Source organism: Flavobacterium sp. HJ-32-4, from assembly GCF_022532105.1.
In the GTDB taxonomy this organism is placed as follows: Bacteria; Bacteroidota; Bacteroidia; order Flavobacteriales; family Flavobacteriaceae; genus Flavobacterium.
In genome coordinates this window covers 1,865,398-1,889,303 of sequence record NZ_CP092832.1, presented here as the reverse complement: position 1 = coordinate 1,889,303, position 23,906 = coordinate 1,865,398, and the positions used below count along the sequence as shown (strand labels likewise).

Annotated in this window: 23 protein-coding genes and 1 pseudogene; 9 read left to right on the top strand and 15 right to left on the bottom strand. The window is 50.4% G+C overall.

The window, feature by feature from the left end:
* The 3 genes from MKO97_RS07770 to MKO97_RS07760 all read right to left on the bottom strand — a co-directional run bounded on the left by MKO97_RS07770 (position 1) and on the right by MKO97_RS07760 (position 2,305).
* Positions 1-795, bottom strand: a complete 795-nt coding sequence (locus MKO97_RS07770; protein WP_241102642.1) for an outer membrane protein assembly factor BamD — start codon at positions 793-795, stop codon at positions 1-3.
* 92 nt (positions 796-887) lie between these two features.
* Entirely contained in the window at positions 888-1,790 is a 903-nt protein-coding gene (dapA, locus tag MKO97_RS07765) for a 4-hydroxy-tetrahydrodipicolinate synthase (protein ID WP_241102641.1), read from the bottom strand.
* Positions 1,787-2,305 carry a hypothetical protein gene (locus tag MKO97_RS07760; protein ID WP_241102640.1) on the bottom strand — a complete coding sequence of 173 codons (519 nt, stop codon included), beginning with the start codon at positions 2,303-2,305 and terminating at the stop codon, positions 1,787-1,789. Before MKO97_RS07760 ends, dapA begins: the two co-directional genes overlap by 4 nt.
* 170 nt (positions 2,306-2,475) lie before the next feature.
* Here MKO97_RS07760 and MKO97_RS07755 point away from each other — a divergent pair, with 170 nt between their 5' ends.
* Both MKO97_RS07755 and MKO97_RS07750 read left to right on the top strand, forming a co-directional pair.
* A complete protein-coding gene (locus tag MKO97_RS07755) occupies positions 2,476-3,129 on the top strand; it encodes a 5'-nucleotidase C-terminal domain-containing protein (RefSeq protein ID WP_241102639.1) in 654 nt (217 codons plus the stop codon).
* Entirely contained in the window at positions 3,129-4,037 is a 909-nt protein-coding gene (locus MKO97_RS07750; RefSeq protein WP_241102638.1) for a bifunctional UDP-sugar hydrolase/5'-nucleotidase, read from the top strand. Before MKO97_RS07755 ends, MKO97_RS07750 begins: the two co-directional genes overlap by 1 nt.
* A 108-nt stretch (positions 4,038-4,145) precedes the next feature.
* On the opposite strand, the gene ligA is transcribed toward MKO97_RS07750, so the two are convergent.
* Entirely contained in the window at positions 4,146-6,140 is a 1,995-nt protein-coding gene (gene ligA, locus MKO97_RS07745) for an NAD-dependent DNA ligase LigA (protein WP_241102637.1), read from the bottom strand.
* Between the two features lie 128 nt (positions 6,141-6,268).
* On the opposite strand from ligA, the gene MKO97_RS07740 reads away from it, so the two are divergent.
* The gene (locus MKO97_RS07740; protein WP_241102636.1) at positions 6,269-7,237 is read left to right on the top strand and encodes an endo alpha-1,4 polygalactosaminidase; all 969 of its coding nucleotides are present in this window, start codon (positions 6,269-6,271) and stop codon (positions 7,235-7,237) included.
* Between the two features lie 108 nt (positions 7,238-7,345).
* Here the strand turns inward: MKO97_RS07740 and MKO97_RS07735 are convergent, their stop codons facing one another.
* The 4 genes from MKO97_RS07735 to rpsF form a co-directional block, all read right to left on the bottom strand.
* On the bottom strand, positions 7,346-7,819 hold the full coding sequence (locus MKO97_RS07735; protein WP_241102635.1) for a DUF6495 family protein: 474 nt from the start codon (positions 7,817-7,819) through the stop codon (positions 7,346-7,348).
* Between the two features lie 662 nt (positions 7,820-8,481).
* The gene (gene rplI / locus MKO97_RS07730; RefSeq protein ID WP_241102634.1) at positions 8,482-8,925 is read right to left on the bottom strand and encodes a 50S ribosomal protein L9; all 444 of its coding nucleotides are present in this window, start codon (positions 8,923-8,925) and stop codon (positions 8,482-8,484) included.
* A gap of 15 nt (positions 8,926-8,940) precedes the next feature.
* Positions 8,941-9,237 carry a 30S ribosomal protein S18 gene (rpsR, locus tag MKO97_RS07725; protein ID WP_241102633.1) on the bottom strand — a complete coding sequence of 99 codons (297 nt, stop codon included), beginning with the start codon at positions 9,235-9,237 and terminating at the stop codon, positions 8,941-8,943.
* A 2-nt stretch (positions 9,238-9,239) separates the two neighbouring features.
* Positions 9,240-9,578, bottom strand: a complete 339-nt coding sequence (gene rpsF / locus MKO97_RS07720; RefSeq protein WP_241102632.1) for a 30S ribosomal protein S6 — start codon at positions 9,576-9,578, stop codon at positions 9,240-9,242.
* Positions 9,579-9,739: 161 nt separating this feature from the next.
* On the opposite strand from rpsF, the gene MKO97_RS07715 reads away from it, so the two are divergent.
* Positions 9,740-10,435 (top strand): LytTR family DNA-binding domain-containing protein, encoded by a 696-nt coding sequence (locus MKO97_RS07715; RefSeq protein WP_241102631.1) that lies wholly within the window; start codon positions 9,740-9,742, stop codon positions 10,433-10,435.
* Positions 10,436-10,703: 268 nt separating this feature from the next.
* Here the strand turns inward: MKO97_RS07715 and priA are convergent, their stop codons facing one another.
* From priA to nadC, 3 genes are read right to left on the bottom strand one after another with little or no spacing between them, the layout of a single operon-like run.
* Positions 10,704-13,142, bottom strand: a complete 2,439-nt coding sequence (priA, locus tag MKO97_RS07710; protein ID WP_241102630.1) for a primosomal protein N' — start codon at positions 13,140-13,142, stop codon at positions 10,704-10,706.
* Between the two features lie 2 nt (positions 13,143-13,144).
* A complete protein-coding gene (locus tag MKO97_RS07705; protein ID WP_371820452.1) occupies positions 13,145-14,083 on the bottom strand; it encodes a YihY/virulence factor BrkB family protein in 939 nt (312 codons plus the stop codon).
* Positions 14,080-14,937 (bottom strand): carboxylating nicotinate-nucleotide diphosphorylase, encoded by an 858-nt coding sequence (nadC, locus tag MKO97_RS07700; protein ID WP_241102628.1) that lies wholly within the window; start codon positions 14,935-14,937, stop codon positions 14,080-14,082. Before nadC ends, MKO97_RS07705 begins: the two co-directional genes overlap by 4 nt.
* 205 nt (positions 14,938-15,142) lie before the next feature.
* On the opposite strand from nadC, the gene MKO97_RS07695 reads away from it, so the two are divergent.
* Genes MKO97_RS07695 through MKO97_RS07680 form a run of 4 tightly spaced genes read left to right on the top strand, consistent with a single transcriptional unit; the run spans position 15,143 to position 19,001 of the window.
* Complete coding sequence (locus MKO97_RS07695) at positions 15,143-16,159, top strand: bifunctional oligoribonuclease/PAP phosphatase NrnA (protein ID WP_241102627.1); 1,017 nt, start codon at positions 15,143-15,145, stop codon at positions 16,157-16,159.
* Positions 16,156-16,716: a gliding motility-associated peptidyl-prolyl isomerase GldI gene (gldI, locus tag MKO97_RS07690; protein WP_241102626.1), complete on the top strand. Its 561-nt coding sequence runs from the start codon at positions 16,156-16,158 to the stop codon at positions 16,714-16,716. Before MKO97_RS07695 ends, gldI begins: the two co-directional genes overlap by 4 nt.
* Entirely contained in the window at positions 16,716-17,828 is a 1,113-nt protein-coding gene (locus MKO97_RS07685; RefSeq protein WP_241102625.1) for a peptidylprolyl isomerase, read from the top strand. The genes gldI and MKO97_RS07685 overlap by 1 nt, the downstream gene beginning before the upstream one ends.
* 18 nt (positions 17,829-17,846) lie before the next feature.
* A complete protein-coding gene (locus MKO97_RS07680) occupies positions 17,847-19,001 on the top strand; it encodes a peptidylprolyl isomerase (RefSeq protein WP_241102624.1) in 1,155 nt (384 codons plus the stop codon).
* Positions 19,002-19,026: 25 nt separating this feature from the next.
* Here MKO97_RS07680 and MKO97_RS07675 read toward each other — a convergent pair whose 3' ends face one another.
* The 4 genes and pseudogenes from MKO97_RS07675 to MKO97_RS07660 all read right to left on the bottom strand — a co-directional run bounded on the left by MKO97_RS07675 (position 19,027) and on the right by MKO97_RS07660 (position 22,593).
* Positions 19,027-19,464, bottom strand: coding sequence for a hypothetical protein (locus MKO97_RS07675; protein WP_241102623.1), 438 nt, complete (start codon positions 19,462-19,464; stop codon positions 19,027-19,029).
* Entirely contained in the window at positions 19,461-20,054 is a 594-nt protein-coding gene (locus tag MKO97_RS07670; RefSeq protein ID WP_241102622.1) for a GNAT family N-acetyltransferase, read from the bottom strand. The genes MKO97_RS07675 and MKO97_RS07670 overlap by 4 nt, the downstream gene beginning before the upstream one ends.
* Positions 20,051-21,231: pseudogene (locus tag MKO97_RS07665) on the bottom strand (AIR synthase related protein). Before MKO97_RS07665 ends, MKO97_RS07670 begins: the two are co-directional and overlap by 4 nt.
* A gap of 54 nt (positions 21,232-21,285) precedes the next feature.
* Positions 21,286-22,593, bottom strand: a complete 1,308-nt coding sequence (locus MKO97_RS07660; RefSeq protein ID WP_241102621.1) for a PDZ domain-containing protein — start codon at positions 22,591-22,593, stop codon at positions 21,286-21,288.
* Positions 22,594-22,711: 118 nt separating this feature from the next.
* On the opposite strand from MKO97_RS07660, the gene MKO97_RS07655 reads away from it, so the two are divergent.
* Positions 22,712-23,905 carry a pyridoxal phosphate-dependent aminotransferase gene (locus MKO97_RS07655; RefSeq protein ID WP_241102620.1) on the top strand — a complete coding sequence of 398 codons (1,194 nt, stop codon included), beginning with the start codon at positions 22,712-22,714 and terminating at the stop codon, positions 23,903-23,905.
* Position 23,906: the final 1 nt, after the last annotated feature.

Below are 23,906 nucleotides of genomic sequence, written 5' to 3'. Positions count from 1 at the left end.
TTATTTAGAAAATTGTTTTAAATCAGTTTCAATCCGCGCAAGCATGTCATCCGCTTCGCTACGGTATTTGGTATCGGCTTTGAACTTTATCAACGCATTGTAGGCCGCTTTTGCGGCTACAAGACGCTCCTGCATTTTAGACGTAATACTATTGATGGCCAGGTTATAGGCCGAATCGAGACGGTAATACAAGGCTTCTTCCTTGTAAGGCGTTCCCGGGTAATCCTGTATGAAATTATCAAGCGCTACAAGAGCTGCCTTATAGTCCATGATGGTATTGTACTGGCGCGCCACTTCGAAGCTCTTCTTCTCAAGTTTTTCGCGCAGTTCCTTCGCAATGGCATTGGCGTCACGCATGAACTCTGAATTCGGATAGTTGTCGATGAACGCCTGTAGCTTGTCAATCGCTTTATACGTATCCACCTGGTCAAGGCTGTAGCGGGGCGACAACATCGAATAGCTCTTTGCGGAAAGGAAGGCGGCCTCCTCTACTTTTTCGCTTCTTGGATAGCTGCTTACAAACTTATCGAACTGGTAGCCTGCAGAATAGTACTGTTTTGAGTTGAAGAACGACTTCGAATACATGTAAAACAGTTTCTCGGCCTGGGGTTTTCCCTGGTAGGACGGGGCGATCTGCTCGAACAACCGGATGGCTTTGTCCCATTTACCCTTTTCGTACATGGACGTAGCCACTTCGTACTTGAAGGCAATATCCTCGGATTTAAGCGCTTTTTGATACGGACTACAGGAAGTCAGCACCGTCAAGACAATAAGTAACGCAATGAGTTTTTTCATGGGCAAAACCGGATGTGGGCGAACTAAAAGTTCCCCAAAAACCAGACGGCAAATTTAGTTATTAATCACAGACTACAAAACAATTTTTTGGACTACGACCGCGACGGAACAGCCGCCAGTTCGTCAACCGCGGCGTGAAGCCGTGATGCGAGGTTCTGATCGACGTTCACCAACGGAAGACGCACTGCATTTCCGGATAGGCCAAGCTTTTTGTGGATTTCTTTGATTCCGGCAGGACTTCCCTGTTCGAAGATCATGTCGATGGCGTCGGAAAGGCGGTAATGCAGGGCATACGCTTCGTCGACTTTACGATCAAGGGCAAGGCGTACCATTTCGGAAAACTCTCGTGGGAATCCTTCACCAATAACCGAAATCACGCCTGATCCGCCAGCCAGCGTCATCGGTACGGTCAGCATATCATCCCCCGAAATAACAAGGAAATCAGCTGGCTTATTTTTAATCAGCGTCATCGCCTGTACAATATCACCCGCCGCTTCCTTCACGCCGATGACATTGGAAAAATCCCGCGCGATCCGCAACACGGTCGAAGGCAACATATTGCTGCCGGTGCGCGACGGCACATTATAAAGAATCACCGGCAGCGGCGACGCTTTCGCTATGGCACTGAAATGCTGGTAGATACCTTCCTGGGTGGGTTTATTATAATAAGGTGAAACCGAAAGCACCGCACTGAAGGCAGAGAGATCGCGGGTTTGAAGTTCGTGGACCAACGCTGCGGTATGGTTGCCACCGATACCCAATACCAACGGAAGACGTCCTTTATTGGCCTCGATGATGGTCGTAATCACCAGTTCTTTTTCCTGGGCGGTCAACGTAGCCGGTTCTCCGGTTGTACCGAGAACAACGAGGTAGTCGATGCCTCCTTCGGTCACGAAATCGACAATGCGCGTCAGTGCTTCGGTATCGACGGAAAGATCGGCGCGAAAGGGTGTCACCAACGCTACGCCGGTGCCCACAAAAACGGAACGGTTCATATTTTCTGGAGTATTTTCAAGTATCGAAATAATTCGGCCACGAAAACAGAGTGGTTCTCGGCGACCGTGGTTATGGTCAGGTGGTTCAGTCGCTTGTCAACGGTTGAGAAACCGGCCTTGAAAGCAGCCTTTGACTGTTGCGTCACCAGCATCAGCGGCGTTTTCTCTATATCGTAGTAACTTACCAAAAGATCGAACGGTTGCCCGGAAAACGTCATGACATCCTGTTTTAGTATCGCCCCTGACCAACTGATATCCTTCCATCCAAACACCGGATAGTCGAACGTTTCCTGCTTGCGGATGCGGTCGCGGAAGGCAAGCACCTGGATCGTGTCACGCTCGATGCCGTTAGCCACTAATTCATCCAGTACGGCCTCACGTGATTCGAGATAGCTCTCGTCGAGTAGCAGACCCACGCTTCGAATAGCGCCCGAAACCCGCTCTGGCTTTACGTTGGCAAAGCTGTTTTTTAACTTTCTTTTTAAGAAAAACTCCTTCAAAAAACGTAAAAACATACTACTTTTACCTTATTACAAATGTATAGATTCCCTAGCGTCAAATGGCGGTAAAACTAAAAAAACATCAGGTTTCCCCGAAACTTTTTGTTTTATTCTTAACAATACTTGTCTTCTGGGGTTGCCAATCGGTCTACCATCCCACCCTGATCGAAGGCAAGCGTCTTCCGGTGACAGAAACGGCAGGCGCACCCGCTTCACTTGAAGCGACGATCCAACCGTACCGGGCCTCGATGGAAAAAGACCTTGCAACCGTTCTCGCCGTCGCTCCGGAACCACTTGAAAAAATGACCGGTGAATGGCAGACCAACATCGGTTGCCTGATGGCAGACGCTTCGATGGCGCAGGGTGATAGTGTCTTCGTGAAACGAACCGGTGGCCACCTCGACTTTTGCCTTCTGAACCATGGGGGTATCCGTGCCAGCATCGGAAAAGGAAACGTAACAGTTGGATCCGTATTTGAAGTCATGCCTTTTGAAAACAGCCTGGTGGTGGTCACGATGCCGACAGCAGCCGTTAAAGAACTGGTAGACTATATCATCCGGGAAAAGAAACCGCATCCATTATCCGGACTCTCGTTTACTATCAATAGTTCAGGGAAAGCGGAGAACATTGCCATTCACGGCGTTCCCATACAGGAAAACGCATCCTACCATGTATTGACTTCCGACTATCTTTCGAACGGCGGCGACAATATGGTCTTCTTCCAGGGCCAACCCACCCTGACGCTCGATTACAAATTACGGGATGTGTTGATCGATTATTTCCGTAAGAGCCGAACGCTGAAAACCCGATACGAACCCCGTATAACAGTAGAAAAATAATGCAAAGGCGTGAATTCATACAGAAATCAGCGGCGGCATCGGTAGTGATTGCCGGGTCCGGACTTATGTCGTTTGCGCCTGACAAGGGCATTCACCTGACGGTACTGCATACGAATGACGTCCATAGCCATGTAGACCCGCTGCCTGCCAACGATCCCAAAAACCCGAATATGGGCGGCGTATCGCGACGGGCCGCTATCATTGAAGCCATACGACGGGAAAACGACAATGTGCTTTTGCTGGATGCGGGTGACATTTTTCAGGGAACGCCCTATTTCAATTACTATGGGGGCGAGTTGGAAATGAAACTCATGTCGATGTTGGGCTACGACCTCGCCACACTGGGCAACCACGATTTTGACAACGGGATCGAAGGGTTCTACAAACAACTCCCCCATGCAAAATTCGGCTTTGTCTCCGCGAATTACGATTTCAGCAACACCGTGCTGGACGGCATTGTAAAACCCTATCGCATTTTCCGGAAAACAGGCGTAAAAGTGGGCATCTTCGGATTAGGCGTAGAGTTGAAAGGACTGGTGGACCCACGGAATTATAAAGAAACCGTGTATCGGGATCCGATTGAAATCGCGACCGATATGGCCCGCACGCTCAAACACGACGAGGGCTGCGACCTTGTCATTGCGCTCTCGCATATCGGCTATGCCTATAAAAACGATCCGGATAAAGTCTGCGATATGACCCTCGCCGCTAAAACACGCGATATTGACCTCATTATCGGCGGCCACACGCATACGTTCCTCGACAAACCCACGATTGTGAAGAACCTCGACGGTCAGGACGTCATCGTAAATCAGGTGGGATGTTATGGCGTCAACCTGGGACGGGTTGACTTCTACTTTGAAAAGGGGAAAGACCGCAGGAATGTGTCGCGGGTGATCAATGTGTAAGTTACCTTTAACAAAATATGCGGGAAAGCCGTAATGGGGTTTAACCTGCGATAGTTAGCTTTGGGCCAGACCTCAAAGGTTTTAAAAACCTTTGAGGTCTGGACGCTTTCAGCCTAAGAGGGCGATAAAATCGTCTTCCGAAATGATGGCAACGCCCAACTTCGTCGCTTTTTCCAATTTGGCCGGTCCCATATTATCCCCCGCCACAACGAAATCCGTTTTGGCCGAGATCGAACTGCCCACCTTGCCACCATTGTCTTCAATCGCGCTTTTCAACTCGTCGCGGGAGAATTTGGAAAACACACCCGAAACCACAAAGGTCTTGCCCGCCAAAACATCACTTGCCACTTCTTTCGGTGCGTCGACCTCCATTTTGACACCATATGCCTTTAACCGCGACAGGATATGCCTGTTGTCATCGTTCCGGAAGAAGTCGATCACACTCTGGGCAATCTTTTCGCCTATTTCTTCTACCCCAACTAAGTCGTCCAAAGAAGCTTCTGAAAGTGCCTCGATACTTTTGTAATGCCGGGCCAACTTCTTCGCAACCGTCTCGCCTACAAACCGTATACCGATAGCATATAACACGCGTTCAAACGGGATTTCCTTCGACTTTTCAATACCGTTGACGAGGTTTTCCGCTGATTTCTGCGCCATGCGGTCGAGGGGAATGACCTGCTCTACCGTCAGGTCATACAGATCGGCATAGTTGCGAACCAGTCCGTTGTGGTACAGCAACGCAACCGTCTCTCCGCCCAACCCTTCGATATCCATCGCCTTTCGCGAGATATAGTGCTGGATGCGTCCGATAATCTGCGGTGGACAACCATAGAAATTCGGGCAGTAATGCTGTGCTTCGCCTTCCGCCCGTACGAGTTCGCTTTGGCACTCGGGGCAATGGGTGATATAGTCGGTCGGAGCGGTTCCGTCTGGGCGTTTCGTAACATCAACGGCAATGATTTTCGGGATGATTTCCCCTCCTTTCTCAACAAACACGGTGTCGCCTATTCGGATGTCAAGCTTCTCGATCTGGTCGGCATTGTGCAAAGACGCGCGTTTCACAATCGTACCGGCCAACTGCACGGGCTCGAGATTGGCAACGGGCGTGATGGCACCGGTGCGGCCCACCTGATACGAAATCGAGTTAAGGCGTGTAGCCACCTGTTCGGCCTTGAACTTGTAGGCAATGGCCCAACGGGGGGATTTGGCGGTATAACCCGCTTCGTCCTGGTAATGGAAATCATTGACTTTTACCACCACGCCGTCGGTTTCATAGGGCAAATCGTGGCGATGGGTGTCCCAATAGTCGATGAACTCGTACACCTCCTGCAGGTTGGCCGCGGCCTGGGCTTCGGTCGGGACTTTAAACCCCCAATTACGCAAAGTCGCCAATCCGTCAAACTGGGTTGAAAAGGGCAGGTTACGCCCCACGACAGCATAGGCGAGGCACTCTAACGGTCGTTTGGCTACTATGGCGCTGTCCTGCAATTTCAGGCTACCGGAAGCGGTATTGCGCGGATTGGCGTAAGGCGTCTCACCAATTTCTATTAGCTCCTGGTTCATTTTCTCAAAGCCGGCAAACGGAAGGATGATCTCACCCCGCACATCAAAACGACCTTTGAAATCGCCTTTGATATGTAGCGGAATGGACTTGATAGTGCGGATGTTTGTGGTAACGTCATCACCCTGGAATCCGTCTCCCCTCGTGACGGCACGTTGTAGGGTGCCATTCTCGTAGGTAAGGCTGATGGAAGCACCGTCGTACTTCAACTCACAGGTGTATGAAAGGCCAGACGTACCCAACGCCCGTTCGAGGCGCTGTTCCCAGTCTGCCAGGTCTTCTTTCGAATAGGAATTATCGAGGGAATACATGCGGTTGTCATGTACGACTGTGGTGAAGTTTTTGGTGACGGCCCCTCCTACCCGCTGTGTGGGTGAATTGGCGTCGAAATACGCCGGATGGGCGTCTTCGAGTGCCTGCAACTGTTTCAATTTCTGGTCGAACTCGAAATCCGATATCTCGGGTTGGTCGAGGACATAGTAGTTGTAATTGTGGCGATTCAGTTCGTCCCGAAGGGCTTTGATCTGGCTAAGGGCATCCATTCCTATCGTTTTTAAACGGCTCACTAAAATAAGATTTTTGCTTCTCTGCGTGGTGGCCCCGTCGAAGAAATGTCGACAATTATGAAATATCTTTGGCCTACAAGGGTTATCATCTAAAACTGTGCATCATGAAACGCGTCGCATTCTTCTCTTTTGCATTCCTGGCAGTGGCCTGCGGAACCGACCGCGATGGTGGTTCCACGCCCATACGCGACTTCCGCCAGGAGATGCGCAACCTGGTGATCGGTATCAGCGAAAAGGCCAAATCAGAACATCCGGGTTTTATGGTTATCCCGCAGAATGGCATCGAACTGGTCAGCACTTCGAACGATGGACCTGCCGCGCCGTCGCTTTCTTACCTCAACGCCATCGACGGTAACGGCCAGGAGGACCTTTTCTACGGCTATGACAGCGATGACAGCGCCACACCGGTCGCCACGACGGGCTATCTCCGCAACTACCTGAACATCGCCAAAGGACAGGGAAAAACGATACTGGTCATTGACTATGCTTCGACCCCCTCAAAAATGGCCGACTCCTATCTTCAGAACGATGCCGCCGGATACGTGGGTTTCGCGGAGCCGTATCGCAATCTCGACGCGATCCCGTCCGATCCGCCGCATAATGAAAACACTGCTGACGTCACACAACTTTCGGAGGCAAGAAACTTTCTGTTCTTTATCAATCCACAGTTTGCATCCAAAGCTGACTTCCTTAATGAGGTAAAAGCCACGAACTACGACGCGGTCATTCTCGATCTTTTCTTCGAAAATACGGCGCTCACACCTGCCGACCTCAACGAACTTCGTTTCAAGGCGAACGGCGGGCAACGGCTATTGATTTGTTATATGTCAATCGGTGAAGCCGAGGACTACCGCTACTACTGGCAAGACGGATGGGACAGCAACCGACCGGACTGGCTGGAATCAGAAAACCCCGACTGGCCCGGGAACTACAAAGTGCAATACTGGAACGCCGATTGGCAGAATATCATTTACAAAGGCAATGACTCGTACCTCGATAAGATTCTTGGTGCAGGCTTCGACGGGGTATACCTTGATATCATCGATGCCTTTGAGTATTTTGAGGCGCAGTAAAGCGGGAATACGAGACGTATTTCTGGAAAATGTGTGGTTTTGCCGTAACCAGCGTATGTCGGGATTTGCTATTTTGCACCGGGCGGGCTCGGGAAAGCGGCGTTTGAATTACGCAATCATTTCCTTCAGGTCCCGATAGCGGCTACCATCGCTAAGGAAAGCCCCTTGTTGGATCAACTGGAAAATGGCTTGGTTACGGTCGTCGTTATCATAGGCTTTAGTACCGACTTTCATTTCGATTTGGTCCGAAAACAGGTTGTCGGTGAGGAACTGCAATCCTTCGCGGGTGAGGAAGTCGACGTCAATACCCACTGTTTTGAGGATAATGGAATGGATGTGCGTCTCACCACAATGGAAAAAGAACACATAATTCTTCCCGAAATGTTCGAGGTATTCGGCACGGTTTAGGACGCCTTCCCAGATCAGGTCGGAGAATACGTCCAATTCCTGCTCGGCAATATGAGGTTGCTCCTTTTTCAACTGGTCCCATTCGTCTTTGTCGATGGATTGCGCGGCAAGGAAATTGGTGAATTCAGGATGAAGTTCTTCAAATTGTTCTTTGGTGAGGCGGGCGTATTTCAAGGGGTTAGGGGTTAGGGGTCAGTAGTCAGTAGTCAGTGATCGGCGGTCGGTGGTTGGTGGTTGGTGGTTGGTGGGACAAAGGTACGGTTGGAAGGAATAACGGGCAAGTACAAGGCGGGACGATTTGTGTTGGATATAAAACCGGATGCGGAGCTAGAGGGGCGTCAGTCGCAGTCGCAGTCGCAGTCGCGGTCTCAGTAGTACCAGTCGCAGTGGTAGTGTAGACGGACGGTTTACGTAGAAAAACCAGATATAAAATAACTGGTTCGAAAACCTGGAATTTCATGTGCCGGCGCCAATCTACCCACTGCCCACTGCAACTGCCAACTGCCTACTAAGAACTGCCTACTCAAAACTGCCCCGGATGGAAGCGGCAGCCCCGAAGCCTGGCAGGCCTGACGCCCGGTGCGGCGGGGCGACCAGCGGAAGCCACAGCCGGGCCGATGGCGGAAGTGCCTGGTGGGCGAGGGCTATAGCGGACAGCCGGATGGGGCCCTTTTAAAAGTAGGCAGTAGTCAGTAAGCAGTAGACAGTGAACAGCGATGTAGGGGTGGTAGTTCGCTACCGATTAAAATAAAGCACAAAAAAACCCGGTTCTAAAACCGGGCGTTTTTATCTGAGGGTGTCGATTTGCCTACTGCAAACCGCGACTGCCTGCTGTGTTATGCTTGCTCAGCGATAATCTCGTAAGCAAGTTCCACCACTACATCGCGGTGAAGGCGAACGTTGGCGGTGTATTTACCGGTACGTTTCACGATACCACTGGTGATGTATTTACGATCAACTGGTTGTCCGGCTTTTTCAAGCGCTTCCGCAATGTCAGCGTTTGTAACCGATCCGAAGAGTTTGTCGCCTCCTGCCTTCGCAAGGATTTTGATTTCAAGGGCCTTAAGCGCTTCGGCCTGCTTCTTCGCATCCTCTACGATTTTGGCTTCCTTGAAGGCACGTTGCTTCAGGTTCTCCGCATGTACTTTCTTGGCAGAAGCGGTAGCGAGCGTAGCGAAACCCTGTGGAATCAGGAAGTTACGGCCGTACCCTGGCTTCACCGTTACGATATCGTCTTTGAACCCTAGGTTCTGTACGTCTTGTTTCAGTATCAATTCCATAATGGTCCTTCTGTATTATTTAAGCAAGTCAGCTACGTAAGGCATAAGCGCCAGGTGGCGTGCCCGTTTGATGGCTACCGATACTTTGCGTTGGTATTTGAGTGAGGTTCCGGTCAGACGGCGTGGAAGGATTTTTCCTTGCTCGTTGACGAATTTCAAAAGGAAATCAGGGTCTTTGTAATCGACATATTTGATTCCGGCTTTCTTGAAACGGCAGTATTTTTTCTGCTTGTTCGTTTCGATATTCAGTGGGGTCAAATAACGGATATCTCCGTCTTTCTTCCCTTTTGCTGCTTGTTCGATGCTAGACATGGTTACGCTTTTTGTTTGAGTTTTTCTCTTCTTCTTTCAGCCCAGGATACGGCGTGCTTGTCAAGTGCGACCGTGAGGAAACGCATCACGCGCTCGTCACGACGGAACTCCGTTTCGAATGGAAGCAGGTGCTCACCGTCGATTTGGAATTGGAACAGGTGGTAAAAACCACTCTTTTTGTTTTGGACCTCGTAAGCCAGCTTTTTCAAGCCCCAGTCCTCTTTGGCGACCATCTTGGCACCCCTCGAAGTAAGGAAATCCTCAAATTTGCTTACTGTTTCCTTTACCTGCTGCTCAGATAAAACGGGATTCAAGATGAAAACAGTTTCGTAATGATTCATAATGGTTATTTTAAACGTGGGTGCAAAAGTAGTCTTTTAATCTGATTGCACAAATGCAGACGGTGAAAATATCGACGAAATGCATTTTTTTTCGCCAACATTTGGTTTGTAACCGCAAATTACCCTACTTTTAATTTCCCAAGTGTTAAAGAGGACGGATTATGAAACTGAATTGCGTTATTGTGGACGATAGCTCCATCCAACGGATGATCGTCGGTAAATTGGCGTCCAACCACCTCAACCTTAACTTGATAGGTGAGTTTTCAAACGCCATTGAGGCCAAGAATTTCATGTCATATAACCAGGTTGACCTACTGTTTCTGGACGTGGAAATGCCTATCGTAAGCGGCTTCGACCTTCTTGACGGACTCAAGACCAAGCCACAGGTTATTTTCATCACCTCCAAACCGGAATATGCGGTCAAGGCATTCGACTATGACGCGACCGACTACCTGCAGAAACCCATCACCCATCACCGCTTCGAGATCGCCATCAAACGCGCCCTCAACATGTATACGATGTTGCGTGACGCACAGGAAGAAGACGGCGAGTTCATTTTCATCAAGAGCAAACTAAAGAAACTCAAGGTGTTCATTTCGCGTATCAAATGGGTGGAAGCGTTCGGCGACTACGTGAAAGTAGTGACCGACGACGAAAGCCATCTGGTATTGTCCACCATGAAGTCGTTCGAGAATGACCTGCCAGCCGAGAAATTCGTGCGGGTACACAAATCGTTCATCGTCAACATCGACAAAGTCGACAAATTCAACAGTAAATTCGCCGAAATCGGACCGAATAAAATACCGCTTAGCCGCAACAAGAAAGACGATTTGAAGAAAGCGTTGGAGTATGTGTAATTAGATAATTAGTCAATTAGATAATTAGATAATGGAAGACCTGTACGGTTCAATTGAACTGGCAGTTTTTTTTAATTAGCGAATGAGTTAATTAGCGGATTAGCGAATGGAAGATCGGAAGATTGGAAGTTCGGGAGATAGGAAGTAAATCACGATGACTCCGACCTGCAAGGTTTTAAAAACCTTGCAGGTCTTTTCATATCAAGTACACACACCGCAATACAATCCCCGAACTACCCCCATGTCTTCTGGTCAGTCCCGAAAAAACTCAATAAAAATCAACGTTCACCACTACTCTCACCGACCGATAGTGTGGCACGGCGGAAAAACTCGTCCGGATGCGATCAATACGCGATTTGACCGGAGCGGGATTGCTACTACCTGGTATCTTGACCAATATCTGCCGGATATATTCATTTCGGATACGGGCAATAGGCGGCTCTTCCGGACCCAATATCGGCATATCAAGGTGTTGCCGTAATACATCGGCTAGCCAGGCAGATGCTTCCCGAAGGCGTTCGTACTCACGATACCGCAACGTAATACGGATAAGACGGAAAAACGGTGGGTACTTATATATACGTCTCTCATGCAACTGCTCGTGATACATCGCGGGATAGTCGTTCTCCATCACCTGCCGGATGATGTTATGGTACGGATTATACGTCTGGATGATGACTTTGCCCTTACGCTCCGAACGCCCGGCCCGGCCCGCCACTTGCGTGAGCATCTGGAAGGCCCGTTCCTGTGCACGAAAATCAGGATAGTAAAGCATGTTATCGGCGTTCATAATACCGACCAACCCTACATTGTCGAAATCGAGGCCCTTTGACAACATTTGCGTACCAATCAAAATATCGGCTTCCCGATTACGGAACGCATCTATAATGCGCGAAAAAGCATGCTTGCCGCGGGTCGTATCCTGGTCCATACGCAACGATCGAATCGCCGGGAACAACGCCTCAAGTTCCTCCTGCACCTGCTCCGTGCCAAAGCCTTTGGTGGTAAGGTTTACCGAGCTGCACGCGTGGCAAAACTGCGGCATGGCGATGGCGTGGCCGCAATAATGACAGCGCAATTGGCTTTTGTGCTTGTGATACGTCAGACTTACGTCGCACTGCGGACACTGGGGCACGTGACCGCAGTCGAGACATTCGACTACGGGCGAAAAACCACGCCGATTCTGGAACAGGATGGCCTGTTCGCCCCGTTCCAACGTCTCCTGCAGGTTCTCGATCAGCGTATCGCTAAAATGCCCTTTCATTTTTTTGCGGAAATAGGCGTCTTTCAGATCGACCAACGCAATTTCAGGCAACACGGCATCGCCATAGCGTTTGGTGAGTGCTACGAGTCCGTATTTTCCCGACTCGGCGTTAAACCGTGTCTCCAGCGAAGGCGTCGCCGAACCCAATAGCACTTTTGCACCGTGGTAGCCCGCCAGCACGATAGCCGTATCCCGGGCGTGGTAACGCGGGGCCGGATCCTGTTGTTTGAAGGTCGGCTCGTGCTCTTCGTCTACGATAATGAAACCGAGATGGCGGAACGGCAGGAATAATGCAGAGCGCGCGCCAATGATAATCCGGGCTTTTGGGCTTCCCTCTAACACCCGTTGCCACGCCTCTACCCGTTCGTTGTTGCTGAATCCGGAATGGAAGACCGTAACCTTCTCGCCAAAATGCCATCGGAGTCGCTCGACCAATTGTGTCGTTAATGCAATCTCGGGCAACAGATAGAGTACCGATCGGTCTTCTTCAAGGAAACGCTCGATGAGTTGTACGTAGATTTCCGTCTTACCGGATGCCGTCACACCGTGTAAAAGCGTCACGTCATGCGACTGAAACGACACCCGGATAGCCTCAAATGCCTCCTGCTGCGCAACGCTCAACTCCAGACGGTCTTCGCGTACCGAGCCATCGAAAACCTGCCGATCCTGTTGAAGCTGGTAGCTTTCGAAAATCCCTTTTTCCACCAGACTTTTCAAGGCGACGGCACTGCCTGCCGCATGTTCCAACAAAAGGTTGACGGCAATAGGCTTCCGGTCGCGGGCCTTTAGTTGGAAATAGGACAGGACGAGATCACGCTGCTTGGGTGCGTTTTTTAATTCCTCGAGCAGCGGTTGCAGATTTTCCGGATCATCAAATGCCTCAGCCAGGCGGATATACCGAACGAGCTTGGGCTTATACGCATCCTGTATTTCCTCACGCAACCGAACGAGGTTCTTCGCTAACATACCCTGCAAGACAGGAAAGACACGCTTCTTGTTAAGCAACGCCGATACTTCCCGAACCGACAAAGACGACTGACGCGTCAATGCCGCCTGTATCGCCTGTTCGTCGGGTGACAACGATAGGTCAGAATCGGTATCAGGAGCGGCCGACAAAAGCGTTTCGCTTTCCAATAGTAAGCCCGAAGGCATCGCACTGCGATAGACCTCACCTATCGTACACATATAATAGGACGCGATCCAGAACCAATGTGCAATCTGTATATCCGTCACGATCGGATGTGTATCGAGTACTTGTTCGATATCGCGTGCCTCGTAAAGTGTCGGTGCGTTATCATGTGTTTCAATCACCAATGCTGTGTAGATACGCGTACGGCCAAACGGCACCGCTACCCTCGTGCCAGGTTGCAATTCCGCATCACCTGCTTTGTAGGTAAAAGTACGCGGTAACGCGAGTGGCAATATTACTTCAACGAAGCGCATGCTCAGGTGTCGGCGGTTTGCTTGCTCCGCCTGATCTTCTGCTTGTGTTCCTCGATGACATTATTGAGCTCAAAACCGAGCAGCAGAATGGTGCAGTTGATCCAGATGTAAAACATGACGATGAGCAACGTCCCGATAGAGCCATATAGTTCATTGTAGCGGGAGAAACGTACCACCCAAATACCGAAAAGGTATGACGTCATCCCGAAAAGGATGGTCGTAAAAACGGACCCCACCGAAATAAACGGACGTTTCTCCAGTTGCTTGGTACCGAACTTGAACAATCCCGATGTCACTATCAATACCATCAGGATCAGGAAGGCATAACGTCCTAACTGCAAAAGTGGAATTCGGTCGCTTACCACATCCTGAAGGCGTGTTTGCTGCACGAAAACTTCAAAGACCAGAATGATACACACCGTTACAATCAACAGGATATTCAAGGAGAACGAAATCCCCAAGGCCACGATATACTGCGGCAGAAACGGTCGCTTGGCATGGTGCGGAAGCGCGTTCTCGAAAGCGGTCAGGATGGCATTGACCCCGTTCGCCTGCAGGAATATCGACAGGAGGAAACCGGAAGACAGCAAACTCCCGTAGCTGTGGTTGAGGATGTCGTTGATGATACCCGATATCGCATCGTACGTATTAGGCGGCACACTGTCAGCCACAAACCGAAGGAAATCCTCCTGGAAATGGTCGATAGGAATAAACGGAATCAGGTTGAGTATGAACAGTGCGAACGGAAACAACGCCATAAAGAAGCTGAACGCAATGGCCTTGCTGCGGTTATTGACGGCACTGCGCCCGAGTCCGACGATATAGATCTCGAGCAATTCATACAACGTCAGCCCTTCATAAAGGGTGATACGGTGCGCCCAACGCGCCACACTGCCTATTAGGGGCCATTTGAAGATACGGTCGCGCGTGGTCATACTCAGATCGCCTTGAGACTAAGGTCCATGTTGTAGACGGAATGCGTCAACGCGCCCGATGAAATATAATCGACACCGCATTCGGCATAGGCACGTATCGTCTTTTCGTTGATATTGCCGGACGATTCCGTCTGGCATTGGTTCCCGATCAACCGCACGGCCTGACGGGTGGTTTCGTAATCAAAGTTGTCCAAAAGAATACGGTGGATACCCGGGCTTTGAAGGATTTCCTCTACCTCCGCCAGATTCCGCGCCTCGACGATTATCTTCAGGTCCAATTGATGTTGTGTGAGAAACGCCTGCGTTTTACGGATGGCCTGTGTAATCCCACCGGCAAAATCGTTGTGGTTGTCTTTCAGCATGATCATGTCGTAAAGCGCAAACCGATGGTTTTCACCTCCGCCAATCGTCACCGCCCACTTTTCAGCCGCGCGAAAACCGGGTGTCGTTTTACGGGTATCGAGTATCTGTGTACCGGTTCCTTCAAGCAACGAAACGAAATAGCGCGTTTTGGTGGCAATCGCACTCATCCGCTGCATCGAATTCAATACGGTACGTTCCGCCTTGAGTATGGATTGCGAACGACCGGACACGTGGAACACGACATCGCCCTTTCGAACCGCCGTACCGTCTTCGATGAAGGTCTCGACCACCATCTCCGGATCGACTTTCTGGAAAATCATCCGGGCAAAGTCCACCCCGGCAATCACGCCGTCTTCCTTCACCAATAGCTTCGCTTTTCCCAGGGCATCATGCGGGATACAGGCCAGGGAACTGTAGTCGCCCGGACCTATGTCCTCTCTAAGGGCGTTCTCGATGATAAGCGAAAGTTCATGGCGGAAATCGGCTTCAGAAATCATACACATTCTTTGAACCGCTAAATTAAAAAACCCACATGGATTTCCGGCTGCGGTTTTCCCGTAATTTTCCGGCGCTCCTCCTACTTCCTTTTTACAAAATGTTTAACTTGCAGACCCTGCGAAAGGCGATGGTTTTTAACGGAATTAACGTATTTTCGCATGCTGCACGGACTGTGTATACACGGCGCAGGCGAAAAACCGGTACATGAAACAGGAAGAAATCGAAACGGTCAGGAACTGGCTGTCATCCCCTAAGAAAATAGCCATTATACCCCACCGCAGTCCGGACGGCGATGCCATGGGCTCCACGCTCGGACTCTACCACTTTCTCCTGAAATTTGGCCATGATCCACTGGTTGTGGTACCAAATGAATTCCCAGATTTTCTGGCCTGGATGCCGGGCTCGGAAGCAACGGTCGTCTATGAGAAAGACCGCGAGAACGTATCGCGTCAATTGGAAAAGGCAGAACTCGTATTTACCCTCGACTTCAATGCCCTGCATCGTACCGGTGAAATGGAAACCGTGCTGAAACGCCTTAAGGTGCCTTTCATCATGATCGACCATCACCAGCATCCGGAAGACTATGCAGCCGTGCGCTATTCGGAGACGCGGTTTGGTTCGACCTGTGAGATGCTTTATAATTTCATTGGTTTCCTGGGGCACGAAGGCGACATCGACCATACGATTGCTACCTGTATTTACACCGGTATCATGACCGATTCGGGAAATTTCCGGTTCCCTTCTACCTCCTCCACGACACACCGAATCGCCGCCGACCTCATCGATAAAGGTGTTGACAACGCACGTATCTACAGCCAGGTCTACGACAGCAACTCGTATGAACGTATGCAGTTAGTGGGACGCGCCTTGCAGAATATGAAACTGATTCCGGAAAAGAAGACCTCCTATATTACCTTGTCGCAGGAAGAACTCGATACCTTCCGCTATATCAAAGGCGACACGGAGGGTGTGGTGAACTATGGCCTGTCTGTAAAAGGCATTGTCTTCACCGCTATTTTCATTGAGCATCGCGACGAGAACATCATCAAGATTTCCTTCCGATCAAAAGGCGATTTCGACGTGAACCGATTTGCTCGCACGCATTTCAACGGCGGCGGCCATATCAACGCAGCCGGTGGAAAATCAAATGATTCACTGGCGGAAACCGTCCGTCGTTTTCAGAAACTGGTGGCAGATATTGAGATACACGACTACGTATGAAAAAGAAACAGATTATACTATTCATAACCGCCCTGGTCGTAGCCATTGGCTGCTCACAACAGCAGGCGCGGCGGCCGGTGTCGCACACCTCGGGGACCTTCATGCGCGAGTCGGTCGCACGCAACAAGAAACTGATTGCCGGGGAAGAAGCGGTCATCGACTCGATCATCCGGGCTGACAAAGCGCATCAGTATACCGCTACGCCCAAGGGATATTGGTTTTATTACCTTGAGCGAAATGCGACAGACACACTTCGTCCAAGAAAAGGCGATGTGGCGGAATTTGACTATTCCATCCAGGACCTGAAAGGAAATGTGATATACTCGGAGGTCGAACTGCGGCCGCAGACGTATGTCGTCGATAAGCAGAACATCCTGATGGGCCTGCGCGACGGTCTCAAACGAATGCACAAAAATGAAAAAGTGGTGTTCCTGTTCCCCTCCCACTTAGGATACGGGTATCGTGGTGACACCAAACGGATCGCGCCCAACACTCCGTTAATCGTGACCGTGACGCTGAACGATTTTAAACCTGAAAACAAAACAAGTACTGATTGATGAGAAAACTATGGCTTCTGGCCCTGGGATGCCTATTCCTGGCCTCGTGTAAAGACGAACATTCGGATCTGCCTGACGGACTTTACGCCGAAATCAAGACCTCAAAAGGCGACATCATGGTGATGCTCGATTACGAGACGACTCCGGTAACCGTGGCGAATTTTGTGTCGCTGGCAGAAGGAACGAATACGTTCGTAGACAAACGCTTCCGCGGAAAACCCTTCTACGACGGATTAAAGTGGCACCGGGTGGAACCGGGCTTTGTCATCCAGGGAGGCGACCCGCTGGGGAACGGATCTGGTGACGCGGGCTATAAATTCAAGGATGAAATCACGGATCTACGCCACGATTCCGCCGGAACACTTTCGATGGCGAATTCCGGACCCAACACCAACAGTTCCCAGTTTTTTATTACGCATGTAGCCACGCCACATCTCGATGGCAAACACACGGTCTTCGGCCACGTGATTGGAAATGGTATGGATGTCGTCAATAAGATCCAGGTCAACGACGTCATCACCTCCATCCGGATCATCCGTATTGGGGAAGCCGTGAAAAAATTCGATGCGCCTAAGGTATTCGGCGACTACTTCCGTTCGGAAGCCGACGCCCGTAAGAAAGCGGACGCGGATGCACAAACGGAAAAACAGGCGTACATAAACGAACACAAGGCAGTTATCGATGCGAAAAAGGCCTACCTCGACAGTTACCGTCCGAAAGCCACAAAAACGGCGACCGGCTTCTCGTATGCCATAGTAAAAAAAGGAACAGGTGGTAAATTGAAGCCCGGCCAGAAAATAAAGGTGGTATGCTCGGGCTATTTCCCTGATGGCATCCTGTTCTGGACCACACAGGCCGATATTGCCAAAGCCTATGGAAAACTCGATCCGGGGCAGGCGGCGCAAAACGGCTACCAACCCATCGTCTGGAGCTACGGCCAACGTACCGGGATGATCCAGGGGTTCATTGAAGGACTCGACCAGGCATCATTGGGTGATAAGGTTATTTGGTACATACCGTCGATATTGGCGTATGGCGAAGCCGGCCGACCACCGATCATTCCATCAAACGCCGATCTCGTCTTTGACGTCGAAATACTTCCAAGCAATTAAAAAAACCGAAATCCACATATGAAAACCAAACTCATTTGCCTGTTGTTGTTGACCTTATCGACAGGTGTATTCGCCCAGACCAAAAAAGCGTCGCCGAAGGCAGCAGCGCCTGCGTCGACAGATGGGCTCTTCGCGGAAATCACGACCACCAAAGGAAAAATCCTTCTTAAACTCGAATACGGAAAAACGCCCATTACGGTCGCCAACTTCGTGTCGTTGGCTGAAGGTAACAATCCGGCGGTGACGGACGCAAACTTAAAAGGAAAGCCATTTTACGACGGACTCAAATTCCACCGGGTCATTGCCGACTTCATGATCCAGGGGGGTGACCCAGCCGGTACCGGAAGTGGCGGCCCTGGTTATAAATTCAAGGACGAAATCACCGACCTGAAGCACAACCGCGCCGGAACGCTTTCGATGGCGAACGCCGGAGCCGGAACCAATGGCAGCCAGTTCTTCATCACCCACAAAGACACGCCTTGGCTGGACGGAAAGCATACCGTTTTCGGGTATGTCGTTTCCGGACAGGATGTGGTGAACGCCATCGCACAGAACGACCTCATTGCGAAAGTGACGATCATTCGTAAAGGTGCAGCAGCGAAAGCCTTCAATGCGGTAAAAGTTTTCGGTGACTACATGGCCACACGCGACGAGCAGGAAGCCAAAGCGCGTAAAGAGAAGGAAGAAGCGGAAGCTGCAAAACGGAAAGCGTATGAGGCCCAATATGGTGGCGTCATCAGCGAGAAGAAAGCCTATTTTGATAAAGTGCGTGAAACCGCTACGGTATTGCCAAGCGGAGTAGCCTATACCATCATTAAAAAGGGCGCGGGTACGAAACCAGCCGACGGGCAGCAGGTATTTATCCATTATGCCGGTTACTTCAAAGATGGTCGCCTGTTCGACAGCAGCTATGCCGACGTGAACAGGGCGTTTGGCACCTTTGATGAAGCCCGTGCAAACGGAGGTGGCTATGCCCCTTTCCCTTTCCAGTATGGCAATAAAAAAGGACTGATTTCCGGATTCATCGACGGCATCCAGAATATGGCGTTGGGCGATAAGGCGGTGGTATTCATCCCGTCTGCTTCCGGATACGGAGAGCGCGGTGCCGGTGAACGCATCCCACCTAATACCGACCTGATCTTCGAAATCGAAATGCTCGAGAAAGCAGAATAAAAAAAAAGTCCCTTCGGGGACTTTTTTATTGGAACTTCCAATCGAATTCGTCGGTCTTTTCGTTGATGGCCGCACCTGCCTCGATCTTTACCACTTCCCCGAATTCGGTCTGGATGACCAGCCAATGCTCTTCATTGACAAAGTTCTCATAGGTATCGAACGCCTCTGTTGTCCATTTCGGGAAACCAGCCTCTCGCATAGTCGGAAGCAGCGCCTCCTTGGTCAACCCAATCGGTTTTACACCGGCGACCTCAACATCCGGATGGGCGGTAATGATGTATCCTAAACGGAAGTCTCCCTCTTCGTAGAACGAAAGGCGCAGTTTCGCGTTATCGTACAAAAAGATCACGTTGCCGTCCTCGTCTTTGAATTGGCGTGAAGGAGCGCCTTTGCGGGCGATTACATCTTCTTGCTTCATACCGAACAAAAGATCGTCTACTCCGAAAAAAGGGGTTAGTATCATAAAAGCTTGATTTTATTTTCCAATAACGATTTGACACGCTCCTGCCATTCGTCTTTCAAAATGCTAAGGACGATGCTGTCGCGCCGTCCACCATCGGCGGTAGGCATATTCGCCCGCAGGACACCATCTACCTGGCAACCAATACTTTTCATTGCGGCAATACTCCGGGCATTACGGGCGTCGGCACGAAACTCCACCCGTTCCATTCCCCATTCTTCAAAAGCATAGCGAAGAAGCAGGTACTTGCAATTGCGGTTAACGTGGGTACCCTGAAAGGCACTTCCGTACCACGTATACCCAAGTTGCACGGTTGCGAACGGAAGGTTTATGTCGTAAAAACGTGTGCTCCCGGCATAGCGGCCGGTTACTTTATCGAATACGATGAAGGGGAATTCCTGACCTGTCTCGCGGGCCTTCAGGGCAATATCCATATAGTGGCGCAATCCGTCGGCTCCGGCTGCGCGAACGAGCGAAAAATACCAGATTTCGGGCTCTTCCAGCGCAAAAGGCAACAGCAGTTCAAAATCGGATGCCTCCAACGGCCTTAGAAGTACCTTTTCATTTTCAAGGACCAGATCGCGGGGTATCATGCGTACTGAAAGTCTCCGTATTCACTGATGACGGTCAGTCGCTTAGGACCCGCTTCCACTCTGCCTACCACCTGCGCCGGAATGCCGAACGCTTCGGAAATGGCGATGATATCCTGTGCAATCGCTGCCGGGACGTAGAGTTCCATCCGGTGGCCACAGTTGAATACCTGGTACATCTCCTTCCAGTCTGTGCCGGATTGCTCTTGTATCAACCTGAAAAGAGGCGGCACCGGAAACAGGTTGTCTTTTATCACATGGAGGTCGTCAATGAAATGGAGGATTTTCGTCTGTGCCCCACCGCTGCAATGCACCATGCCGTGGATATCAGTCGGACGAAACCGCTCGAGGATCTTGCGGATGACCGGGGCATAGGTGCGTGTTGGGGATAACACCAATTTTCCAGCATCCAGGGGACTTCCGTCCACCGCGTCCGTCAAACCCATCGTCCCGGAATAGACGAGCGATTCCGCAACGGCAGCGTCATAACTTTCCGGATAGGTCGCCGCCAGGTGTTTGGCAAAGACGTCATGCCGGGCAGAGGTGAGTCCGTTACTTCCCATCCCTCCGTTATACGCCTTTTCATACGTCGCTTGTCCGAATGATGCGAGTCCTACAATCACGTCCCCTTCCGAAATCCGGGCGTTATCGATTACATCTTCCCGTTTCATGCGGGCTGTGACGGTCGAGTCGACGATGATCGTACGAACCAGGTCGCCCACATCGGCCGTCTCGCCACCTGTAGAATGAATGGTAACGCCGTAGGTTGCCAACTCCGCAATGAGTTCTTCCGTTCCATTAATAATGGCAGAAATCACCTCACCCGGAATCAGGTTTTTGTTACGTCCGATGGTGGAAGACAATAGGATGTTATCAGTCACACCCACACACACAATAGGTCGTCAAGGTTCATCACGAGGGCATCCTGTGCAATGCCTTTCCAAACGGAAACATCTCCGGTTTCCTTCCAATACATGTAGGCCAGTGAAGACTTTGTTCCGGCTCCGTCCGCGTGCATCAGCAGGCAATAGTCGGGGTCGCCGGTGAGGTAATCAGGAACGATTTTACAGAATGCTTTCGGGTACAGCCCTTTGTCGATATTCCGGATGGCGTTATGTACATCCTCCTTTGAAGCCGACACGCCGCGTTGGGCATACCGCTTGCTGTTTTCGGAACTCATGATGTAAGTGTGTTGTGTGGCGCAAAGGTAGCGAAAAAACCGGGCAGGCCAAGGTCAGAGGAGTTCTTCGAGATCGAAGCGGAAATCGAGGATTTTCTCGTCGCGTTCCACCTCTACTTCCACATGACGGCCTTCCTCCGACTTCAGTAATAGGTTTAATTCCTGGAGGGAATACTGATAGCTGTCGCGCCCGTTTACCCGTTTTAAGAGATCGCCCTTTCGGATACCAGCCTTCTCTGCCGGTGAATCCTCTCGTACCGATACGACGACGTAAATGGGCTTGAGCGAGAAGCGATAGCTGACCTGTACTTCCTTCTCGCCAAAAGAAAGGTCGACCCTGTTTCCGGTCGAATTAGCACGTTCCTGCACTATTTGGTGTCCGGCGTGGTGCAGGGTAATACCACTCATGTTATAGGTGAAGGGCTCGGAAAAAGAGCCATTGCGTTTCAAATACAGTTTTTGCTGTTGGTAATCGAAACACACGGTAAATCGTTTGAGTATTTCGCCCCCGATCGAACCGACACGCTGGTCGACCATCCTGACATGGCGCACGGAAGTGGTGTCGGGAAACGCGACGATAGGTCGTTTGAACGAAAAAGTCTGTAACTGCAATTGGGATATCCTGGCTTTGTCGCCATAGATTTCCCCACTGAAACCACGACCGAGGAAATCACGCAGCCGTTTATCCGGAACGGTGATTTTCTTGTCGCGGGACGGAAAAAGCCAAACCGCATCGCTATTTCCGGTATCAATCAGAAGTTTAGACGACCGGGGAATCGAATCAATACTGACGTCCACCTTCAGATAAGGCTTGGATTTCTCGATGGTAAGATCGAAAGCTACAAAATCCCGAAGTACTTTACTCATGTCGGTGCGGGCACGGTTATATACCCGAAGTCGCTTTCGGGCATAGTCGATCGTCACGGGGTGATCGCGGAAGAAGCGGTACCCGATGATGCCATTGACGGGAACACCGAGGCTGGCTGAAAAATCGAATTGTTCGTCAAGTACGACATATAGTATCTGATTGGTACTTTTCATTCCTTTCATACCAATCATATTCCCCACCGACTTCAGGCCTTCCACCGATTCCTCGCTGCCCAGACCCCGAAGCTCGATTTTCTCAACGTTAAATAGCGGAAGTTCTTTTTCCTCAAGACTGAAAAGGATATTCTCTTCTACGCCCGTATCCAACAAAAAGTCGAGTTGTGTGCCATTTACGGTTACCGGCACGATGATCAGGTTATTAATAAGTCGGAAGGGAATCGAAACCGATTTGCGATTGCCCAAAAACGTAAAAGAGTCCTGCGCCCAGGGAACCAGACTCGTAAAAAGCAAGGCAACGAGCAACCACCGTTTCATTTCTTTTTTCCTAAAAATACTAAATAATCGCCAATGAAATAGAAATACCGCATTTAGATACGGGTTGCGTGACCGGATGCAAAAAAAGTTGCAATTTTGCAGTCGTAAAAACAGTCACATGCCAACCATATCAAGCAAAGGGCAGCACATGCCTGAATCGCCCATACGGAAGTTGGTGCCTTATGCAGAAGGAGCAAAGAAAAGAGGCACCAAAGTCTATCATTTGAATATTGGACAACCCGATATCCGCACGCCGGAAGGAGCCCTTGAGGCCATCCGAAACGTTCACCTTGAGGTACTCGAATATAGCCACTCGGCCGGTTTCGAAAGTTACCGCAAAAAACTGGCGGCCTATTACACCGCCCATGGCCTGCCTGTTGATACAGCTGATATTATTATTACCACCGGTGGCTCGGAAGCATTGCTTTTTGCCATGGGAAGTACGATGGACGCGGGAGATGAAATCATCATTCCCGAGCCGTTCTATGCTAACTACAATGGCTTTTCCACGGCGTCAGGTGTCAAAGTGGTGCCGGTCATCTCGACAATTGATACCGGATTTGCACTTCCTCCCGTCGCCGAATTTGAAAAACTCATTACGCCCCGTACGAAAGCGGTATTGATTTGCAACCCGGGTAACCCAACCGGTTACCTGTATTCAAAAGAGGAAATGTTGCAATTGGCCGAACTCGTCAAAAAACACGACCTTTTCCTGATTGCCGACGAGGTGTACCGCGAATTTGCGTACGACGGCTACATACACCACTCGGTGATGAACATTCCGGGTCTGGAGCAACACGCGATTATGATCGATTCGGTTTCGAAACGCTACAGTATGTGTGGTGCCCGAATCGGCTGTATTGTGTCAAAAAACAAGGAAGTGATGGCTACCGCGATGAAGTTCGCACAGGCCCGTCTGAGCCCGCCGACCTTCGAACAGATTGCAGCGGAGGCGGCACTGGATACGCCTCAAAGCTATTTTGACGAAGTAATTGGCGAATACAAAGACCGTCGCGATACATTGGTAAGCGAATTAAGTAAAATCGACGGTGTAGTCGTTGCAAATCCAAAAGGTGCTTTCTATTGTATGGCGAAACTACCTGTCACAGACGCCGACGACTTTGCGCAATGGCTGTTAGAATCATTTGACCTCAATGGCGAAACCGTTATGGTCGCTCCGGCTGCCGGTTTCTATTCCACTCCAGGCGCTGGTAAGGATGAAGTCCGGATTGCGTATGTACTTAAAAAAGAAGACCTCGTACGAAGCGTGGCGATATTAAAAGAAGCGCTTCAGGTATACAACGCAAAGTAGT

Excerpts from the sequence above, each read along its gene's own strand:
- MKO97_RS07770 (WP_241102642.1), bottom strand. The coding sequence starts at position 795 with ATGAAAAAACTCATTGCGTTACTTATTGTCTTGACGGTGCTGACTTCC.
- dapA (WP_241102641.1), bottom strand. The coding sequence starts at position 1,790 with ATGAACCGTTCCGTTTTTGTGGGCACCGGCGTAGCGTTGGTGACACCC.
- MKO97_RS07760 (WP_241102640.1), bottom strand. The coding sequence starts at position 2,305 with ATGTTTTTACGTTTTTTGAAGGAGTTTTTCTTAAAAAGAAAGTTAAAA.
- MKO97_RS07750 (WP_241102638.1), top strand. The coding sequence starts at position 3,129 with ATGCAAAGGCGTGAATTCATACAGAAATCAGCGGCGGCATCGGTAGTG.
- ligA (WP_241102637.1), bottom strand. The coding sequence starts at position 6,140 with ATGGATGCCCTTAGCCAGATCAAAGCCCTTCGGGACGAACTGAATCGC.
- MKO97_RS07740 (WP_241102636.1), top strand. The coding sequence starts at position 6,269 with ATGAAACGCGTCGCATTCTTCTCTTTTGCATTCCTGGCAGTGGCCTGC.
- rplI (WP_241102634.1), bottom strand. The coding sequence starts at position 8,925 with ATGGAATTGATACTGAAACAAGACGTACAGAACCTAGGGTTCAAAGAC.
- rpsR (WP_241102633.1), bottom strand. The coding sequence starts at position 9,237 with ATGTCTAGCATCGAACAAGCAGCAAAAGGGAAGAAAGACGGAGATATC.
- rpsF (WP_241102632.1), bottom strand. The coding sequence starts at position 9,578 with ATGAATCATTACGAAACTGTTTTCATCTTGAATCCCGTTTTATCTGAG.
- MKO97_RS07715 (WP_241102631.1), top strand. The coding sequence starts at position 9,740 with ATGAAACTGAATTGCGTTATTGTGGACGATAGCTCCATCCAACGGATG.
- priA (WP_241102630.1), bottom strand. The coding sequence starts at position 13,142 with ATGCGCTTCGTTGAAGTAATATTGCCACTCGCGTTACCGCGTACTTTT.
- nadC (WP_241102628.1), bottom strand. The coding sequence starts at position 14,937 with ATGATTTCTGAAGCCGATTTCCGCCATGAACTTTCGCTTATCATCGAG.
- MKO97_RS07695 (WP_241102627.1), top strand. The coding sequence starts at position 15,143 with ATGAAACAGGAAGAAATCGAAACGGTCAGGAACTGGCTGTCATCCCCT.
- gldI (WP_241102626.1), top strand. The coding sequence starts at position 16,156 with ATGAAAAAGAAACAGATTATACTATTCATAACCGCCCTGGTCGTAGCC.
- MKO97_RS07685 (WP_241102625.1), top strand. The coding sequence starts at position 16,716 with ATGAGAAAACTATGGCTTCTGGCCCTGGGATGCCTATTCCTGGCCTCG.
- MKO97_RS07680 (WP_241102624.1), top strand. The coding sequence starts at position 17,847 with ATGAAAACCAAACTCATTTGCCTGTTGTTGTTGACCTTATCGACAGGT.
- MKO97_RS07675 (WP_241102623.1), bottom strand. The coding sequence starts at position 19,464 with ATGATACTAACCCCTTTTTTCGGAGTAGACGATCTTTTGTTCGGTATG.
- MKO97_RS07670 (WP_241102622.1), bottom strand. The coding sequence starts at position 20,054 with ATGATACCCCGCGATCTGGTCCTTGAAAATGAAAAGGTACTTCTAAGG.
- MKO97_RS07660 (WP_241102621.1), bottom strand. The coding sequence starts at position 22,593 with ATGAAACGGTGGTTGCTCGTTGCCTTGCTTTTTACGAGTCTGGTTCCC.
- MKO97_RS07655 (WP_241102620.1), top strand. The coding sequence starts at position 22,712 with ATGCCAACCATATCAAGCAAAGGGCAGCACATGCCTGAATCGCCCATA.